The sequence below is a fragment of the Inquilinus ginsengisoli genome (genome assembly GCF_031453975.1).
Taxonomy (GTDB): domain Bacteria; phylum Pseudomonadota; class Alphaproteobacteria; order DSM-16000; family Inquilinaceae; genus Inquilinus; species Inquilinus ginsengisoli_A.
Genome location: NZ_JAVDPW010000001.1, coordinates 312567 through 328326, shown reverse-complemented (window position 1 = coordinate 328326; position 15760 = coordinate 312567). Strand labels below are relative to the sequence as shown.

General features: G+C 72.1%; 9 protein-coding genes. 2 read left to right on the top strand and 7 right to left on the bottom strand.

Features of this window, described 5'->3' with window-relative positions:
* Positions 1-28: 28 nt before the first annotated feature.
* The 6 genes from E9232_RS01620 to E9232_RS01595 form a co-directional block, all read right to left on the bottom strand.
* On the bottom strand, positions 29-3247 hold the full coding sequence (locus E9232_RS01620; RefSeq protein WP_309791736.1) for a non-ribosomal peptide synthetase: 3219 nt from the start codon (positions 3245-3247) through the stop codon (positions 29-31).
* Entirely contained in the window at positions 3244-7788 is a 4545-nt protein-coding gene (locus E9232_RS01615; RefSeq protein ID WP_309791734.1) for a condensation domain-containing protein, read from the bottom strand. The genes E9232_RS01620 and E9232_RS01615 overlap by 4 nt, the downstream gene beginning before the upstream one ends.
* 8 nt (positions 7789-7796) lie before the next feature.
* The gene (locus tag E9232_RS01610) at positions 7797-9482 is read right to left on the bottom strand and encodes a cyclic peptide export ABC transporter (RefSeq protein WP_309791733.1); all 1686 of its coding nucleotides are present in this window, start codon (positions 9480-9482) and stop codon (positions 7797-7799) included.
* Positions 9483-9557: 75 nt separating this feature from the next.
* Positions 9558-10541, bottom strand: a complete 984-nt coding sequence (locus E9232_RS01605) for a TauD/TfdA family dioxygenase (RefSeq protein ID WP_309791732.1) — start codon at positions 10539-10541, stop codon at positions 9558-9560.
* Between the two features lie 4 nt (positions 10542-10545).
* Entirely contained in the window at positions 10546-11325 is a 780-nt protein-coding gene (locus E9232_RS01600; protein ID WP_309791731.1) for a thioesterase II family protein, read from the bottom strand.
* A 4-nt stretch (positions 11326-11329) separates the two neighbouring features.
* Positions 11330-11581, bottom strand: coding sequence for an MbtH family protein (locus E9232_RS01595; RefSeq protein WP_309791730.1), 252 nt, complete (start codon positions 11579-11581; stop codon positions 11330-11332).
* Positions 11582-11971: 390 nt separating this feature from the next.
* Here E9232_RS01595 and E9232_RS01590 point away from each other — a divergent pair, with 390 nt between their 5' ends.
* Both E9232_RS01590 and E9232_RS01585 read left to right on the top strand, forming a co-directional pair.
* Entirely contained in the window at positions 11972-13045 is a 1074-nt protein-coding gene (locus tag E9232_RS01590) for a GNAT family N-acetyltransferase (RefSeq protein WP_309791729.1), read from the top strand.
* Between the two features lie 19 nt (positions 13046-13064).
* Positions 13065-14414, top strand: a complete 1350-nt coding sequence (locus E9232_RS01585; protein ID WP_309791728.1) for a lysine N(6)-hydroxylase/L-ornithine N(5)-oxygenase family protein — start codon at positions 13065-13067, stop codon at positions 14412-14414.
* A gap of 13 nt (positions 14415-14427) precedes the next feature.
* On the opposite strand, the gene E9232_RS01580 is transcribed toward E9232_RS01585, so the two are convergent.
* A complete protein-coding gene (locus tag E9232_RS01580; protein ID WP_309791727.1) occupies positions 14428-15693 on the bottom strand; it encodes a DUF2325 domain-containing protein in 1266 nt (421 codons plus the stop codon).
* Positions 15694-15760 lie beyond the last annotated feature (67 nt).

Genomic DNA, 15760 nt, shown 5'->3' with positions numbered 1-15760 from the left:
TGCCCGGTGCAGCGGCGCCGTGACGACGTCAGGGTGCCTTGGCCTGTGCCTGGCGCGCCTTCGCCAGCAGTGCCGCCCGCTCCTCCTCGCCCATGGCGTCGAGGCTGAGGCGCAGGCCGGCGATCTGCTCGATCCGCCCCGGCGCCGCATGGCCGCGCAGCGCCTGCGCCAGCGCCGCGATGCTGGGGTGGTCGAAGACGATGCCGGGCGGCACCTCGACCTGGAACAGCTTGCGGATGCGGGCGACCAGCTTGATCACCTGCAGCGAGTTCCCGCCCATCTCGAAGAAGTCGTCGGTGACGCCGATGGCGTCGGCCGGCCGCTCCAGCAGCTCCGCCGTCACCTGGCACAGCAGGGTCTCGACCGGGTCGCGCGGCGCCACCTTGGCGCCGGCGCCGGCCAGGGTCGCCGGGTCGGGCAGGCCGCGGCGGTCGATCTTGCCGTTGGTCAGGCGCGGCATGCGGTCGAGCGCGAAGAGCTGCGCCGGCACCATCGCGTCGGGCAGGCGCGCGGCCAGGGCCGGGCGCAGCGCCGCCATCCGGGTGGCGGTGTCGGCTTCGGCGGGGTCCAGGGTGACATAGGCGACAAGCCGCACGTCCCCGCTTTCCGACCGGTGCACGATGACCGCCGCCTGCTGCACCCCGTCGAGATCCTTGAGCGCAGCTTCGACCTCGCCCGGTTCGACCCGATAGCCGCGGATCTTGGCCTGGTGGTCGGCGCGGCCGATCAGCTGCAGCCCGCCCTCGGGCAGGATGCGGGCCAGGTCGCCGCTGCGGTACAGGCGCCGGCCGTCGCGGATGACGAAGGCGCCGTCCGGGTCGCCATGGAGGTAGCCGCGCGCGAGCTGGGCGCCGCCGATGTGGAGTTCGCCCACCGCGCCGGTCGGCACCGGCTGCCCGGCGGCATCGAGCACACGGATCTCGCTGCCGTCGAGGACGCGGCTGAGCGGCAGGGCGTCGCCGGCCCAGGCCGGCGCCGCCGGATCATGCGCATGCACCAGCACGCCGACCGTGGTCTCGGTCGGGCCGTAATGGTTGAACACCCGACATTGCGGCGCGATGGCGAGCACCCGGTCGACCAGCGCCTTCGGGGTCGCCTCACCGCCCAGCACCAGCGTGCCCGGCAGTGCCGGAGACGGCGTGTCGAGCAGCGCCGCCAGATGCGACGGCACCAGCTTGGCGCAGTCGATCGCGTGGCCCCGCAGGAAGCCGGCGAAGGCAGCGCCGTCGGCCATCTCGGCGTCGTCGGCCACCACCAGGCAGGCGCCGTGGCGCAGCGCGCCGAACAGCACGGTGTTGCCGAGATCGGCGGCGACGGTCGAGGTCAGGGCGAAGCGGCGGCAGCCGGCGAGGCCGAGGGCGTCGCTGACCGCCTCGACATAGGTCCGCAGCTGGCCGTGTTCGATCACCACGCCCTTGGGGGTGCCGGTCGAGCCGGAGGTGAACAGCACATACGCGGCATGGCCGGGATCGTCCACGGCCGGATCGGGCAAGGCCGCAGTGTCGGTCGCAGCCACCGCCGCGCCTAGGGTATGAACGGGGACGGTTTCGGACGAGACCGGATCCGGCCCTTCGGCCAGCACCAGCACCGGCCTGGCCTGATCGATCAGCTGGCGCCGCCGCGCCTGCGGCCATTGCGGATCGAGCGGCAGATAGGTGCCACCGGCCCGCCAGACGGCGAGCAGCGCCACCACCATGCCGGCCGACCGCGCCATGTCGAGCGCCACCACCGCGTCGCGGCCGACGCCCCGGCCGGCGAGCCACGCGGCCAGGCGGTCCACCCGGGCGTTCAGGGTCGCATAGTCCAGCACGGCGTCGCCGCCGGCCAGGGCCGGCGCCGCCGGCGTCTCGCGGCCCCAGCGGGCGATCAGCGCCGGCAGGGACGGGCCGGGACCGGCCGCCCGGGCGGTGCCGTCGAAGGCCAGCAGCCGCGACCGCTCCGCCGCGCCGATCGGCGACAGCGCGCCGACCGGCGTCGCCAGCTGGTCCGGCAGGGCGGCCAGGAGGGCCAGGTATTGTTCCAGCAGCGTGGCGGCCGCGGCGTCGGCGTAGCGGCCGGCATCATGATGCAGGGCGACGGTGCGGAGCGTTCCGTCATCGGCCAGCCGGGCTTCGAGCGCCAGCTCGAAGGCCTGCGGCCCCGGCAGCGAGGCCAGGCGCCAGGCGCCGCCGTCGAGCCGCGCCGGCGCCCAGGCGGACGCGCGGGCCGAGACCTGGAAGCCGGCAGCAAGATGGTCGTCGCGCCCCAGCGCATCGACCGCCCAATGCTCCTGCCAGCCAAGATGCAGGTCGAGCACCGGCCCGAGCCGGTCCAGCAGGGCGCCAAGGGTTTCGGCCGGGTCGATCGCCAGGCGCAGCGGCAGCACCTTGTCGAACGCGCCGATGGTGTCGGCGAAGGCGCCGTAGCTGCGGCGGCAATCCTGCTGCCAGCCGACCACCATCTCGGGCCGGCCGGAGATCCGGGCCAGCAACGCCCACCAGGCGGCCTGCAGCACGGTGTCGAGCGCGACGCCGCGGGCGGTGGCCAGATCCGCCAGGCGCGTTGCGACGGCGGCGTCGACCGGGGCTTCGCGGCTGGCGCGCGCCGCCGGGCCGGCGTCGCGCCGGCGATAGGGCAGATGCAGCGGCAGCGACGCCGCGGCACCGAGATGGTCCTGCCAGTAGCGACGGCCCTCGGCGGCATCCTCGTCGGTCGCCATCTCGGCCCGCCAGTCGACATACTGGGCGTAGGCGACGGCGTCCTCATTCGCCGGAACGGCCGCGCCGGCGTAGTCGTCGTGCAGCGCCCGGAACAGCAAGTCCAGCGCGCCACGGTCCGCCACCAGCGGCGAGGCCAGCAATGCCAGCCGCCACTCGGCATCGCCGAGCCGGTACAGCGCCGCGCGCAGGGTCTGGCCGATAGCCAGGTCGAAGCCGGCCGCGCGCTGCGCCGCCAGATCCTGTGCCAGCGCCGCCGCGGCGTCGGCCCGGCCGCGCAGGTCGAGCACAGCCCAGCCTGGTACGGCCGGCGCGTCGAGCGGCTGTGCCCGCAGGCCGCGATAGCCGGGGACCGCGACGAAGGCGGTGCGCAGGATCTCGTGGCGCCCGGCGACCCGCAGCAGGGCCGCGCGCAACCGCGCCTCGTCAAGGCCACCGGTGATGTCGATGGTCAACAGCAGCGCGTCGTCCGGATGCTCGGCGGCGGCGCGCTGCTCGGGGCCGAGCGGCCAGGTTTCGGCAGCCGCGGCCGAGAGGGCGAGATCGGTCATCGCGTCCCCCCCGGCGCCGAAGCGCCGTCGAGGCTGCTGCGGTCGACCATGTCGCCCATCGCCACGACGATGCGGCGCGGCCCTTCGAACGGGTCGCGGGCATGGGCGGCCAGCATGTTGTCGAGCATCACCACGTCGCCCTTGCGCCAGTCGAAGCGCACGGCGCAGGCCTCGTAGAGCTCACCGATCAGGTCCATCACGGCATCCTCGATCGGGCTGCCGTCGCCGTAGAACACCTGGCGCGGCATGCGGTCCGGCCCGACCATGCCGAGCAGGTCGTCGCGCACATCGGCGTCGAGGCAGCGGGTGTGATGCAGCTGCACCTGGTTGAAGAAGGAGCGCTCGCCGGTCAGCGGGTGGGTGATCACCGCCGGGCAGCGGGTGCGGGTCTGCAGCTCGTCCTCGCCGATCCAGGTGAAATCGACCCCGGCCTCGCGGCAACGGGCCTCGACCTCGGCACGGCTGTCGGTGCGGAAGAAGTCGCGCCAATTCACGTCCAGCTTGTCGGTGAAGGTGCGGACATACATCAGGCCGAGGCGGTCGAAGCGCTCCGCCAGCTCGGCCGGCAGGCGGCGGACCATCTCGCGGCAGTCGACGATCGGGGTGGCGCCGCCGACCGGCGAGGGCTGCTCGCAGAAGAACCATTGCATCCGCGGCCAGCGCGGCAGATGCGAGCTCTCATTGTGGAACAGGATCATCTTCCGCTCGGGATACGGGGTGGAGCGGTAGGTGTTGCGGCCGCCTTCCTTCTTCGGCAGGTCGCCATAGCCGCCGTAGAGCCCGGGCTGCAGCGCCTCGGCGAAGGCCTCGAAATCCTGCGGCGTCGCCAGGCCGAGGCCGCGGAACAGCAGGCCGGCGTGGCGCCGCAGCAGCGTCTCGACGGTGTCGCGATGCGCCGCGGCCCAGGCCACGGCGTCGAGGTCGGCGCTGGCCGGCTCGATCACCAGCGGGAAGATCGTCCCCGGCGTCAGCGACGAGGTCCGCACCAGCTCCCGGGCCGGGGCTGCCGCCGGCCGGGCGGAGGGCGTGGCGAACTTCTTCAGCTTGTCGAGCTTGGCGCCCATGCGCGCCTGGCCGGATGGCACCTGACCCGATGGCTTCGGGGACGACGGCGCAGAAGACGACATCGCTTGATCCTCCAGTGAGGGAAGGGAGAAGCCGCTCAGCGAGCGGTCGGGGGTGTCGGCGACCTGTTCCAGCAGGCCGGTCCAGGCGGCGACCAGCCGCTCGATCCGCGCCCGGCCGAACAGGGCGCTGGCGAAGACCCATTCCCCGTCGAGCCCCTGTGCGGCGCGCGGGCCGAGCGGGTCGAGGAACAGCGCCATGTCGAATTTCGAGCTGTGGGCCTGGGCCGGCCGCAGCTCCGCCACCAGCCCGTCGACGCCGAAGCGTCCGCGCGGCGCGCTCTGCAGCACGAACAGCGCCTGCACCAGCGGGTTGCGGCTGCGGTCGCGCGGCGTGCCCACCGCCTCGACGATCTGGTCGAAGGGCAGCAGCGGGTGTTCGAAGGCCAGTAGCGTCTCGTCGCGCACCTGCGCCAGCAGGGCATCGAAGGCCTGCTCCGCCGACAGCCGGGCGCGCAGCGGCAGGACATTGACGAAGAAGCCGATCAGCCCGTCCAGCTCGCGCCGCGGCCGGCCGGCGACATCGGTGCCGATGATCAGTTCGGTGGCGCCGGTCACGCGGTGCAGCAGCGTCTCGAACGCCGCCAGCAGCACCATGAACAGGGTCGCGCCCTGCGCGTGGCCGAGGGCCTCCAGCCGCGCGACCAGCGGTCCGGGCAGGCTGAAGCGCACGCTGTCCCCGGCCGCAGAAGCGATCGCCGGGCGCGGGTCGTCGGTCGGCAGGTCCAGGCTGCGCGGGGCGCCGGCCAGATGATCGCGCCAGAAGGCCTTCTGGCCCTCCAGCACCTCGCCCTGCAGTAGCTGCCGCTGCCATTGCGCGTAGTCGAGATACTGCACCGGCAGCGGCGCCAGCGCCGACGGCCCGTGCTCCAGCGCGGCGCGGTACAGCGCGCCGAGGTCGTCGATCAGCACGCCGATCGACCAGCCGTCGCCGATCAGGTGATGCAGGCCGACCAGCAGGCTGTGCTCCGTCGCCCCGAGCCGCAGCAGGGTGGTGCGCAACAGCGGCGCCCGCGCCAGGTCGAACGGCCGCCGCGCCTCTTCCGCCTCGATCTCGGCCAGCCGCGCCTCGCGCCGCGCCGGGTCGAGCGCCGACAGGTCGATCTCGGGCAGCGCCAGCGTGGCGTCGGCGGCGACCCGCGCCACCGACATGCCGTCGGCGCCGTCGGGATAGGCGGTGCGCAGGATCTCGTGCCGCGCCAGCAGGCCGGCCAGCGCCCGCTCCAGCGCCGGGCGGGACAGCGGGCCGGTCAGCCGCAGCTGGCCGGTGAGGTTGTAGGCGCTGCGCGCCCCCTCCCCGGCCAGGCGTTCGGCCAACCACAGCCGCTGCTGCGCCAGCGACAGCGGCATCTCGGCGCGGCGCGGCTGCACGGCGATGGCCGGAAGTCCTGCCCCCGGCGCCTGGCGCGGGGCGACGTCGAGCCTGGCGGCCAGATCGGCGAGGCTCTGCGGGGCGAAGATCTCGCGCAGCGGCAGGTCGACGCCGAACTCCGTCCGGACCCGGTCGACCGCCTGCAGGGCGAGCAGCGAATGGCCGCCCAGCGCCAGGAACTGGTCGTCGCGCCCGACCGGATCGGCATCCAGCAGCTCGGCCCAGATCGCGGCGAGCCGGCGCTCGGTCTCGCTCTGCGGCGGCTGGTGGTCGCGGGCGGTGGCCGCCGGGCGGCGATAGAGGTGGTAGGCCTGCAGCTCGCCCGAGGCCAGGCGCTGCCGGCAGGCGGAGCGCTGCAGCTTGCCGCTGGTGGTCTTTGGCAGCGTGCCGGGATCGAGCAGGGCGACCAGGCTGACCGGCTCCTGCTGGGTTTCGGCGATCACGCGGTCGATGGCCTCGACCAGCGCCTCGGGCGCCGTCTTGCGCTGCTCGCCGCGACCGATCTCGACCGCGACGCCGATGCTCTCGCGGCCTTCGTGCTCGACCGCGAAGGCGGAGACCCGGCCCTTGCGGATCTGCGTCACGCCGGCCTCGACCGCCTTCTCGATGTCCTGGGGGTAACGGTTCTGGCCGCGGATGATGATCACATCCTTGCGGCGGCCGGTGATGAACAGCTCGCCATCGTGCAGGAAGGCCAGGTCGCCGCTGCGCAGCCAGGTGCCGCCGTCATGGTCGAGGAAGGCCTCGCGGGTGGCCGGCGCATTGCGCCAGTAGCCGCGGGTGACGCTGTTGCCGGCCACCCAGACCTCGCCGACCCGGTCTTCGCCGAGCGTCGCGAAGCTCTCGGGATTCACGATGCGCAGCTGCGGCGGGCGGATCGGCCGGCCGCTGCTGACCAGTTCGATGCCGGTCTCGCTCGGCACCACGCGATGCGCCGCCAGGGCCTCGGCATCGACACGCAGCGTGACATAGGGCTCCGGCCGCGGGCTGCACGACATGGTCAGCGTGGCCTCGGCCAGGCCGTAGCTGGGAATCAGCGCCTCGCGGCGGAAGCCGGCCGGGGCGAAGCGGGCGGCGAAGTCCGCCATGGTGTCCGCCCGCACCGGTTCGGACCCGCAGAAGGCGACCTGCCAGGAGCTCAGATCGAGCCCCGCCAGGGTCCTGTCGCTGATCCGTTCGCAGCACAGGCGGTAGGCGAAGTCGGGGCCGCCGCTGATGGTGCCGCCGTGACGCTGCATGGCCTCCAGCCAGCGGGCGGGCCGGGCCAGGAAGTGCTGCGGCGTCATCATCACCAGGCGGATGCCGGCGAAGAACGGCAGGATCAGCCCGGCGATCAGCCCCATGTCGTGATACAGCGGCAGCCAGGTGACGAAGATGTCGTCGGCCGTCACACCGCAGCCATGGATCATCATCTGCTGGTTGTCGAGCAGGTTGGCGTGGGTGACCTCGATGCCCTTGGGGTTGGCGGTGGAACCCGAGGTGTATTGCAGGAAGGCGATGTCGTCGCCCTTCGCCGGATGCGGCCGCCAGGCTTCGGCCAGGTCCGACGACAGGGTGTCGACGGCGATCACGGCGACGCCGTCATGGGCCGCCGCCAGGGCCTCGACCGAAGCACGATGGGCGCGGTTGGTGAGCAGATGGTGGGCGCCGGCATCGGCGACCATGCCCTGCAGCCGCTCGACATGGTGCAGGCTCATCGATTCCGGCGGATAGGCCGGCACGGCGATGATCCCGGCATAGAGGCAGCCGAAGAACGAGGCGATGTAGTCCGGCCCGCTGGTCAGCAGGATCAGCGCCCGGTCGCCCGGCGCCGCCACGGTCTGCAGATGGGCCGCGATCGCCCGGGCCCGGAGATCCAGGGTCCGGTAGTCGAGGGTGTCGCTGACCGTCTCGCCGTCGGCCAGGAACCGCACCGCCACGGTGTCGGTGTCCTCGGCCGCACGGCGGCGCAGGACCTCGACCAGCGTCTCGGCGTCGGCATAGTCCAGGGCCAGCCGGCGGGAGGCGTCGCGGCGCGGGCGGATATCGAAGGCAGCGTCGCTCACGGCGAACCTCATGACACCGGCGAAAGGGATAGATCGCGCCCGGCGGCGACACGAAGTGCCGGCGGCTCGACCGGGTCGGCCACGCTGCGCTCGACGATCTGGCCGCGGTCGAGCTTGATCAGCTGGTCGGCGAGCGGGAAGTAGCGGTCGTCATGGGTGATCACGAGCAGCGTCTTCCGCTGCGCCTTCAGGTCGCCCAGGATGTCGCGGTAGAACACATCCTTGAACAGCGGGTCCTGGTCGGCCGCCCATTCGTCGAACACCATCACCGGCCGGTCCTCGAGGCAGGCCGCCACCAGCGCCAGGCGCTTGCGCTGGCCCTGCGACAGGTCGCGGGTCGAGAAGGCGCCGTCCTTGACCGTGACCTTGTGGTCGAGATGCAGCTTGCGCAGCCAGTCATTGGCACGGGCGTCGAGCGACCCGTCGGCGGTCTCGAGCAGCGTCTCGAACAGGTGGAAGTCGGAGAACACGGCCGCGAACATCTGGCGGTAGGCGCCGCGTCCCGGCTCGGCCAGCGCCTCGCCGTCGACCCGGATGGTGCCGGCCTCGGCGGCGTAGAGGCCGGTGATCAGCTTCGCCAGCGTGGTCTTGCCGCAGCCATTGCCGCCGACCAGGAAGGTGGCCTCGCCCGGCCGCAGGGTCAGGTCGATCGGGCCGAGGGTGAACACCTCGTCGTCGCGCTCGTGATAGTAGCCATGGGTGACGCCCTGCAGCGCCAGCGTCACTTCCGATCGGGCCGGCACCGGCGCGGCCGGCAGGCCGTCGCCCTCCGGCGCCAGCTCGGCCAAGGTGCGGTTGATGCGGCCGAGGGCCACGCGGGCCATGTTGAGATGGGGGATGTTGGCCAGAACCCCCTCCAACGGCCCCATGACGTAGAGAAAGGCGATGACGTAGCCGGTGACCACGCCGGCATGCTCCGGCACCACCCAGATCCGGGCGAACAGCGCCACGCCGATCACCGCCATGAACAGGAACCGCCCCCAGCCATCGGCGATCGCCAGCAGCGCCATGCCGCGGCTGCGGTTGCGGGCGACAGCATCGACCGCCCCGGCCAGCACGACATCGAGGAAGCGGCGCGCCTTGCCGCTGTTCAGCTTCAGCTCCTTGGTGCCGCCGACCAGGGCCTCGAACTGCCCGAACAGCTGGTCCTGGCTGCGCCCGGCCTGGCCGAGATGCCGCAGCACCCGGCGCTGGCTGAGATGATAGCCGGCCGAACCCAGCACCATGGTGGCCACCGCGATCAGCAGCAGCAGCGGCGACAGGGTGGCGAGATAGATCAGGGCGCCAAGGATGACCACCGAGTTGGTCACCAGGATCGGCAGGCCGAAGCAGAAGGTGGCGACGTTGGTGGCGTCGTCGGTCAGCATCGACTGGATGCGCGCCCGGCCGACCGTCTCCAGCCGCCGCGTCGGCGCCGCGACCACCGCCCGGGCGATGACCTGGCGCAGCGCCCCCAGCGCGCGCTGGCCGAGATGGGCGAACAGGGTGCGCGAGCCGACCTGCGCCAGCATCGCCACCAGGGCGGCGGCGGCGAAGGGCGCCAGCCATTGCGGCAGCGTCTCCGCCGACGCATAGAGCGCGCGGTTGATCAGCAGCACCAGGGCCGCGCCCGCGGCGCCGCAGGCCAGGCTGGCCAGCAGGGCCGCCACGAACAGCGTCCGTGACCCGCGAACCAGCATTCCGAAAAGCGACACGGCCTTCTCCAGCATCGGAGTGTCGGCGCCGGCCCCGCCGTCGGGGCCGCGCGCCTCATCTGCGGAACGGGTGCGTCAGCGCAGCCCGTGCGCTTCCGCCATGGCGACGATGACCTTGCGCGGTCCCTTGAACGGCGCCCGCGCGTGGGCGGTGAGCATGTTGTCGAGCATCACCACGTCGCCCGACCGCCAGGGGAAGGTGACCTTGTGGGCCTCGAGCACGCCGCGCACGACCTCGAGCGCTTCGTCCTCGATCGCCGAGCCGTCGCCGTAATAGACGTTGCGCGGCAGGTCCGGCTCGTCGACCAGCTCCAGCAAGGTCGCCCGCACCTCGGGCTCGAGGTTGGAGACGTGGAACAGATGCGCCTGGTTGAACCAGACCATCTCACCGGTCACCGGATGGGCCATCGCGCCCTGGCAGACCTGGCGGGTGCGCAGTTCGCCGTCTTGCTTCCACTCGCACTCGATGCCGTGCCGGCGGCAATAGGCCTCGACCACGTCGCGGGACTCGGTGTCGAACACCTGCTGCCACGACACGTCGAGGCCGTTGCCGTAGTTGCGGACATACATCAGGCCCTTGTCGGCGAAGCGGTCGCGCAGCGCCTCGGGCATGTCGCGGTAGATGGCGCGGCTGTCGGCGATCGGGGTCTCGCCGCCCTCCGGCGCCGCCTGCTGGCAGTAGAACCAGATCTTCATCGGCCAGTCGCGGGTGTAGGCCTGCTCGTTGTGCAGCGGGATGTGCTGGTGCGGCGGGTATTCGGTCGAGGTGTAGACGCCCTGGGTCACCTTGCTGCGCGGGGTCGAGCCGAACTCGTAGGTCAGCAGCGGGTGGCCGAAGCCGGCGGCGAAGCCCTGGAACGCGGCCGCCCCGTCCAGCGCGAAGCCGCGGAACAGCAGGCCGCCATGGCCGAGCAGGTGGCGGTCGGCCACCTCGCGGATCTCCGGCAGCGCTTCGATCAGCGACGGCACGGTGCCGGCGGCGGCCTCGACCAGCAGCGGCAAGGCGGCGCCGTCGCGCAGCGGACGGACGGTCAGGGTGCTCGTGTTCACAGCATCCATGGGTTCATGCTCGCAGAAGGGCCCGGCCGGCGGGCGGCGGCGATCCGCCGGCACGGGACGAGGCGGCCGGGCCGCCATGGATCCGCCGGGAGACGCTGGCGTCGACGACGCGCAGCACCTCGGCCTGGCGGGCGTGGATGAAGAAGTGGTCGCCGTCGAACAGGTCGAGGGCGAAATCGGCCGCGGTCTCCCGCCCCCAGGCCTCCAGCGCCGGGCGCGCGACGTCGTCGCGGGTGCCGCCGAGGACATGCACCGGGCACGGCAGGGCCGGGCGCGGCTGGTGGGCATAGGCGCCGCACATCAGGAAATCGGCGCGCAGCACGGGCAGCACCAGGGCCATCAGCTCGGCATCGGCCAGCGCCTCCTCCGGCGTGCCCTGATAGCCTCGCAGATCGGCGATCAGCTCGGCATCGCTGCGCGGGCATTCCCACCGGCGATCGTCGCGGACCGCCGGCGCCTCGGTGCCCGAGGCGAACAGCACCAGCGGCGCCGGGGCGCCACGGTCCAGCAGGGCATGCGCCAGCTCGAAGGCGAGCAGCGCCCCGAGGCTGTGGCCGAACAGGGCGTAGGGTCCGTCCAGCCCGTCCCGGATCTCGTCGGCCAGCGCTTCGGCCAGGCGGTGCGGGTCGGTGCCCAGCGGCTCGGCCATGCGGGTGCCGCGGCCGGGCAGTTCGACCGGCTGCACCGCCAGCCAGGACGGCAGCAGCCGCCGCCAGCGCGCATAGATCATGGCGCTGGCCCCGGAATAGGGCAGGCAGAACAGCCGGGCCGCCGCGACGCTCATGCCGTCACTGGGCCGCGTCGACGAAGGGGGCCGCTTCGGTCTTGGCGGCCGCGTCGCCATCCATGTGCCGGCGCAGGGTCAGGGGCCGCATGTCGGTCCACACCTGGGCGACATAGGCCAGGCATTCCGCCTTGGTGCCGGTCTTGCCGACGGCGGTCCAGCCCTGTGGGATCTCCTTGTAGTCGGGCCAGATCGAGAATTGCTCCTCGTGATTGACCACGACATGAAACACCGTGTCTTCCCGATCGAAAGCCATCAGGCACCCCCTGCCGATATCGCGTGAGACAAAACCAAGAACGCAGCCATGCGCCACCAGTGCAAGCGCACGAACATCCGCCCGATGTCTTTCGGAAGGATATCTGTACCTCTATGCCGTGACGCTTCCCTGCGAGTCTCAAGAAACAGGCGCCCATGACGTTGCGTCTGGACTTGCCGTCTCCTTCAAGCTATGAATGATAATGAGTTGCAGTTGCATGGGGTGTCAAGCGCCTTTTCCGCCCCCTGCCCTTCCCCGGACGCGGGGCCCGGCGGCTTCGGCGAGCTTGACATTGAGAATCAATCGCACAAAGTTGCCGGCCTGACGCACCCGCCGGATTCGATCGGAGCCCCGAGCCGCACGAGGCCGGAGCCGCATGAGGAGATGATGATGGACGCTGGACGCACCCCGTCGGCCGGCACGGCGTTTCCGTCCTTCGCGGCTGGAACCGGGGCGCCCGTCGTCACCCTGCGCCAGGGCGAGGCCCTGACCGTCCGCCAGGGGGATGCCGAGCCGCTGTCGCTGCGCCTGTCCGCGGCGGAAGGCCGGCTGATCCTGACCAGCCGCCCGGCCGGGCCGGCCGATGCGGCGATCCGCGGCCTGTCCGCCGCGATCGAGGCTGCGCTGGGCTGGCATCCCGAGCTGGAGCGGCTGGCGCTCGACCTCGGCGACAGCGCCGACCTGGCCGACGCGCTGCGCCGCCGCGGCATCGCCGTCGAGACCGCGGCCGCCCCCCTCACAATCCTGCCCGAGCTGTTCATGCAGCAGGCGGATGCCTGGCTCGGCCGGCCCGACCTGCCCGCCTTTCCGCAGCGCCTGGTGATGACCGACGGCAAGCGCCATCCGCAGCGCCCGCCGAAGCCGCAGGGCACGGTCTATGCCCGGTTCATCCCGTGGCTGGAGCAGACCATCGCCTTCCGCGCCGCGACGGTCGAGGACGACCTGCCCCATCTGCACAAATGGATGAACGACCCACGGGTGGCGGCGTTCTGGAACGAGGATGGCGACCTGGAGAAGCACCGCCGCTATCTCTCGGGGCTGATCGCCGACCCGCACATGCTGCCGCTGATCGCCAGCTTCGACGGCGTGCCCTTCGCCTATTTCGAGCTCTACTGGGCCAAGGAGAACCGGCTGGCGCCGTTCTACGACGTCCAGGACTACGACCGCGGCTGGCATGTCGTGGTCGGCGAGGACGCCTATCGCGGGCGGGCGTATATCAGCGCCTGGCTGCCCTCGCTGGTGCACTACATGCTGCTGGACGACTGCCGCACCCAGCGCATCGTCGGCGAGCCGGCGGCGGCGCACCACCAGCAGGTCCGCAACCTCGAGAAGTCCGGCTTCGCCAAGATCAAGAATTTCGACTTCCCGCACAAGCGGGCGACGCTGGTGATGCTGCTGCGCGAGCGCTTCTTCGGCGACCGGCTGTGGCTGCCCGCCGCCGCCCCCGCCGAACTCGCCGCCTGACCCACGCCCGGTGCACGCCATGACGATCCAGGACGCCCTCTACGACGTCATCGGCGTCGGCTTCGGCCCCTCCAACCTCGCCCTCGCCATCGCGCTGGATGACGCCGTGCGGCGGCGCGGGGCGATCTGCGCCCATCACTTCATCGAGAAGCAGCCCGGCTTCATCTGGCATGGCGGCATGTTGCTGCCGGACAGCGACATGCAGATCTCCTTCATCAAGGATCTGGTGTCGCTGCGCGACCCGACCAGCCCGCTGACCTTCATCAACTACCTCCACGAGAAGGGTCGGCTGGAGGCCTTCATCAACCAGAAGACCTTCTTCCCCAGCCGGGTCGAGTTCAACGACTACCTCGGCTGGGTGGCGGCGCGGTTCGAGGACCGCTGCTCCTACGGCGAGGAGGTGGTGGCGATCGAGCCGGAGACGGCGCAGGGCGTGGTCACCTGCCTGCGGGTGCGGTCGCGCACCGGCTCGGGCGGCGAAACCGTGCGCCGGGCCCACAACCTGGTGGTGGCCACCGGCGGCAGCCCGCGCGTCCCGGCGGTGTTCGCCCGGCTCGGCGGCGATGCCAGGGTGTTCCACTCCGCCCGCTACCTCGACCGCATCGGCGAACTGGGGCTGGAGCGGCAACCGGCCGGCCGGGTCGCGGTGATCGGCGGCGGCCAGAGCGCGGCGGAGATCACGCTGGACCTGCACAACCGCTTCCCGGAGCTCAAGGTCGACCTGATCTTCCGCGGCCATGCGCTGAAGCCGGCCGACGACACCCCCTTCGTCAACGAGATCTTCAACCCCGACTTCACCGACTACGTCTTCGGCCAGACCGCGGCGCGGCGCGACGCCATCATCCGCGAGTTCCGCAACACCAACTACGCCGTGGTCGACGCCGACCTGATCGAGAAGATCTACGCCATCCTGTACCAGCAGAAGGTGCGCCGCTGCACCCGGCTCGCCCTGTTCGGGCGCAGCGAGGTCACCCATGCGGCGGCCGGCGCCGACGGGCTGGAGCTGGTGGTGGTCGACGGCATCGCCGGCACCGCCGGGCCGCGCCGCTACGACGCGGTGGTGCTGGCCACCGGCTATGATCGCGAGACCGGGCACCGGCTGCTCTCGGCCCTCGCCCCCTATGTCGAGGATTTCGCGGTCGACCGTGACTACCGGCTGCGGACCCGGCCGGACTTCCGGCCGCAGATCCACCTTCAGGGCACTTCGGAAACCTCGCACGGCTTAAGCGACACCCTGCTCTCGGTGCTCGCGGTCCGCTCGCAGGAGATCGCCGACTCGCTGCTCGCGGCCAAGGGCCGGCGCGGCGCCCCGCCGGATCGCCGCGACATCGGCCCGCCGCCGCGGCGCTTCGCCGTGAACGACGACTAGCGACTGATCCGGGTCACGGCGTCGCCAGGGCGCCGTCCAGCCGGCCGATCGCCGCGACGAAGCTGGCCAGGCTGGCGCTGCGCAGCGGCAGGAAGGGCTTGTCGGTCTCGCGGCACAGGCGCTTGACCTGGCCGGCGGCGTGGTGGCTGACGCAGTCGACCGGGAAGAACGCGATGTCCGACTGGCTGAGCAGGCCGGGCAGCAGCGCGACATTGTCCTCGATGCCGCCGTCATGGCTCAGCAGCTCGCCGCCGAAGCGCCGGGCCAGCGCCCGCAGCTGTTCGACCTGCTTGGGCCGGCCGCCGACATAGAGCAGCCGCCGCCCCTGCAGGTCGGGGGCACCCTCGGCGGTCTCCGAAGCGTCCTCGTCCGGCCCGGCCAGCGCCGCCTCCAGCGAGGCGAGCTCGCTGCCCAGGGCCGCCACATCCTCCTTCAGCCGCAGCATCTTGTCGTCCTGGCGGGCGATGACCTGTTCCTGCGCGGCCAGCCGCTCCGCCAGCACGGCCGATCGCGCCTGCTCGTCGGTCAGCCGCCGCTTCAGCACCGGCGCGGGGTCCTCACCGTCCCCGACCTGGAGCGGTCGGGCCGCAGCGTTGTGCCGCGCATGCTCCAGCTCCTCGACCCGGCGGGCCAGCGCCTCGCGCTCCGCCGCCATCTGCTGCAGCCGCGCCTCCTGCCGGGCGATCTTCTCGTCGCGCCCGCCCAGCTCCTGCTCCAGATGCCGCAGCCGGGCGATGTCGGCGCGGTTGGACATGCCGACGAGGTGCGACAGCATGTGGACCTCGCCGAACACCTCCTGCACCAGCCCCTGGTCGGTGGCGGGATGGGTCAGAACCGCCCAATAGGCGCCGGGGATGTCGCCGCGCTCCAGCGCCTCGCGCCACAGGGCCCGCACCTCCGCCGTCGTCCTGGCCTTGGCGAAGCGCTTGACCGGCCCCTCGTGGCGCTTGTCCAGCAGCTTGTTCAGAAGTTTGCCGGCCACGTCCTTCTGCCCCGCCGCCCGCACCGCGCGGCCATGCAGCGTGTGGTCGGACGCCGTGCGCGCATCCGGGTCGTTCAGCTTGGCGAAGAGCTGGCGCAGCTCGGCCGTGGTCAGGCAGGTGCCGACCACCGAGCAATGCAGGTTCGGCGACAGGTCCCAGACCCGGTCGCGCCGGGCCGGCAGGCCGGCAAGCTCGCTGGAGCGGCTGCGCGCAGCCGGAGCCGGTACCGGGAACGGCAGCGGCGCCGGGCCATTCCGGAGCAAGGGCAGGTGCAGGTGGGCCGACGGGGTTGGCACGTCCGATCTCCATTCGATATATTCCATCGAATATAGCGATGGTGGCAGATCGCGGCCCGCCGGGCAA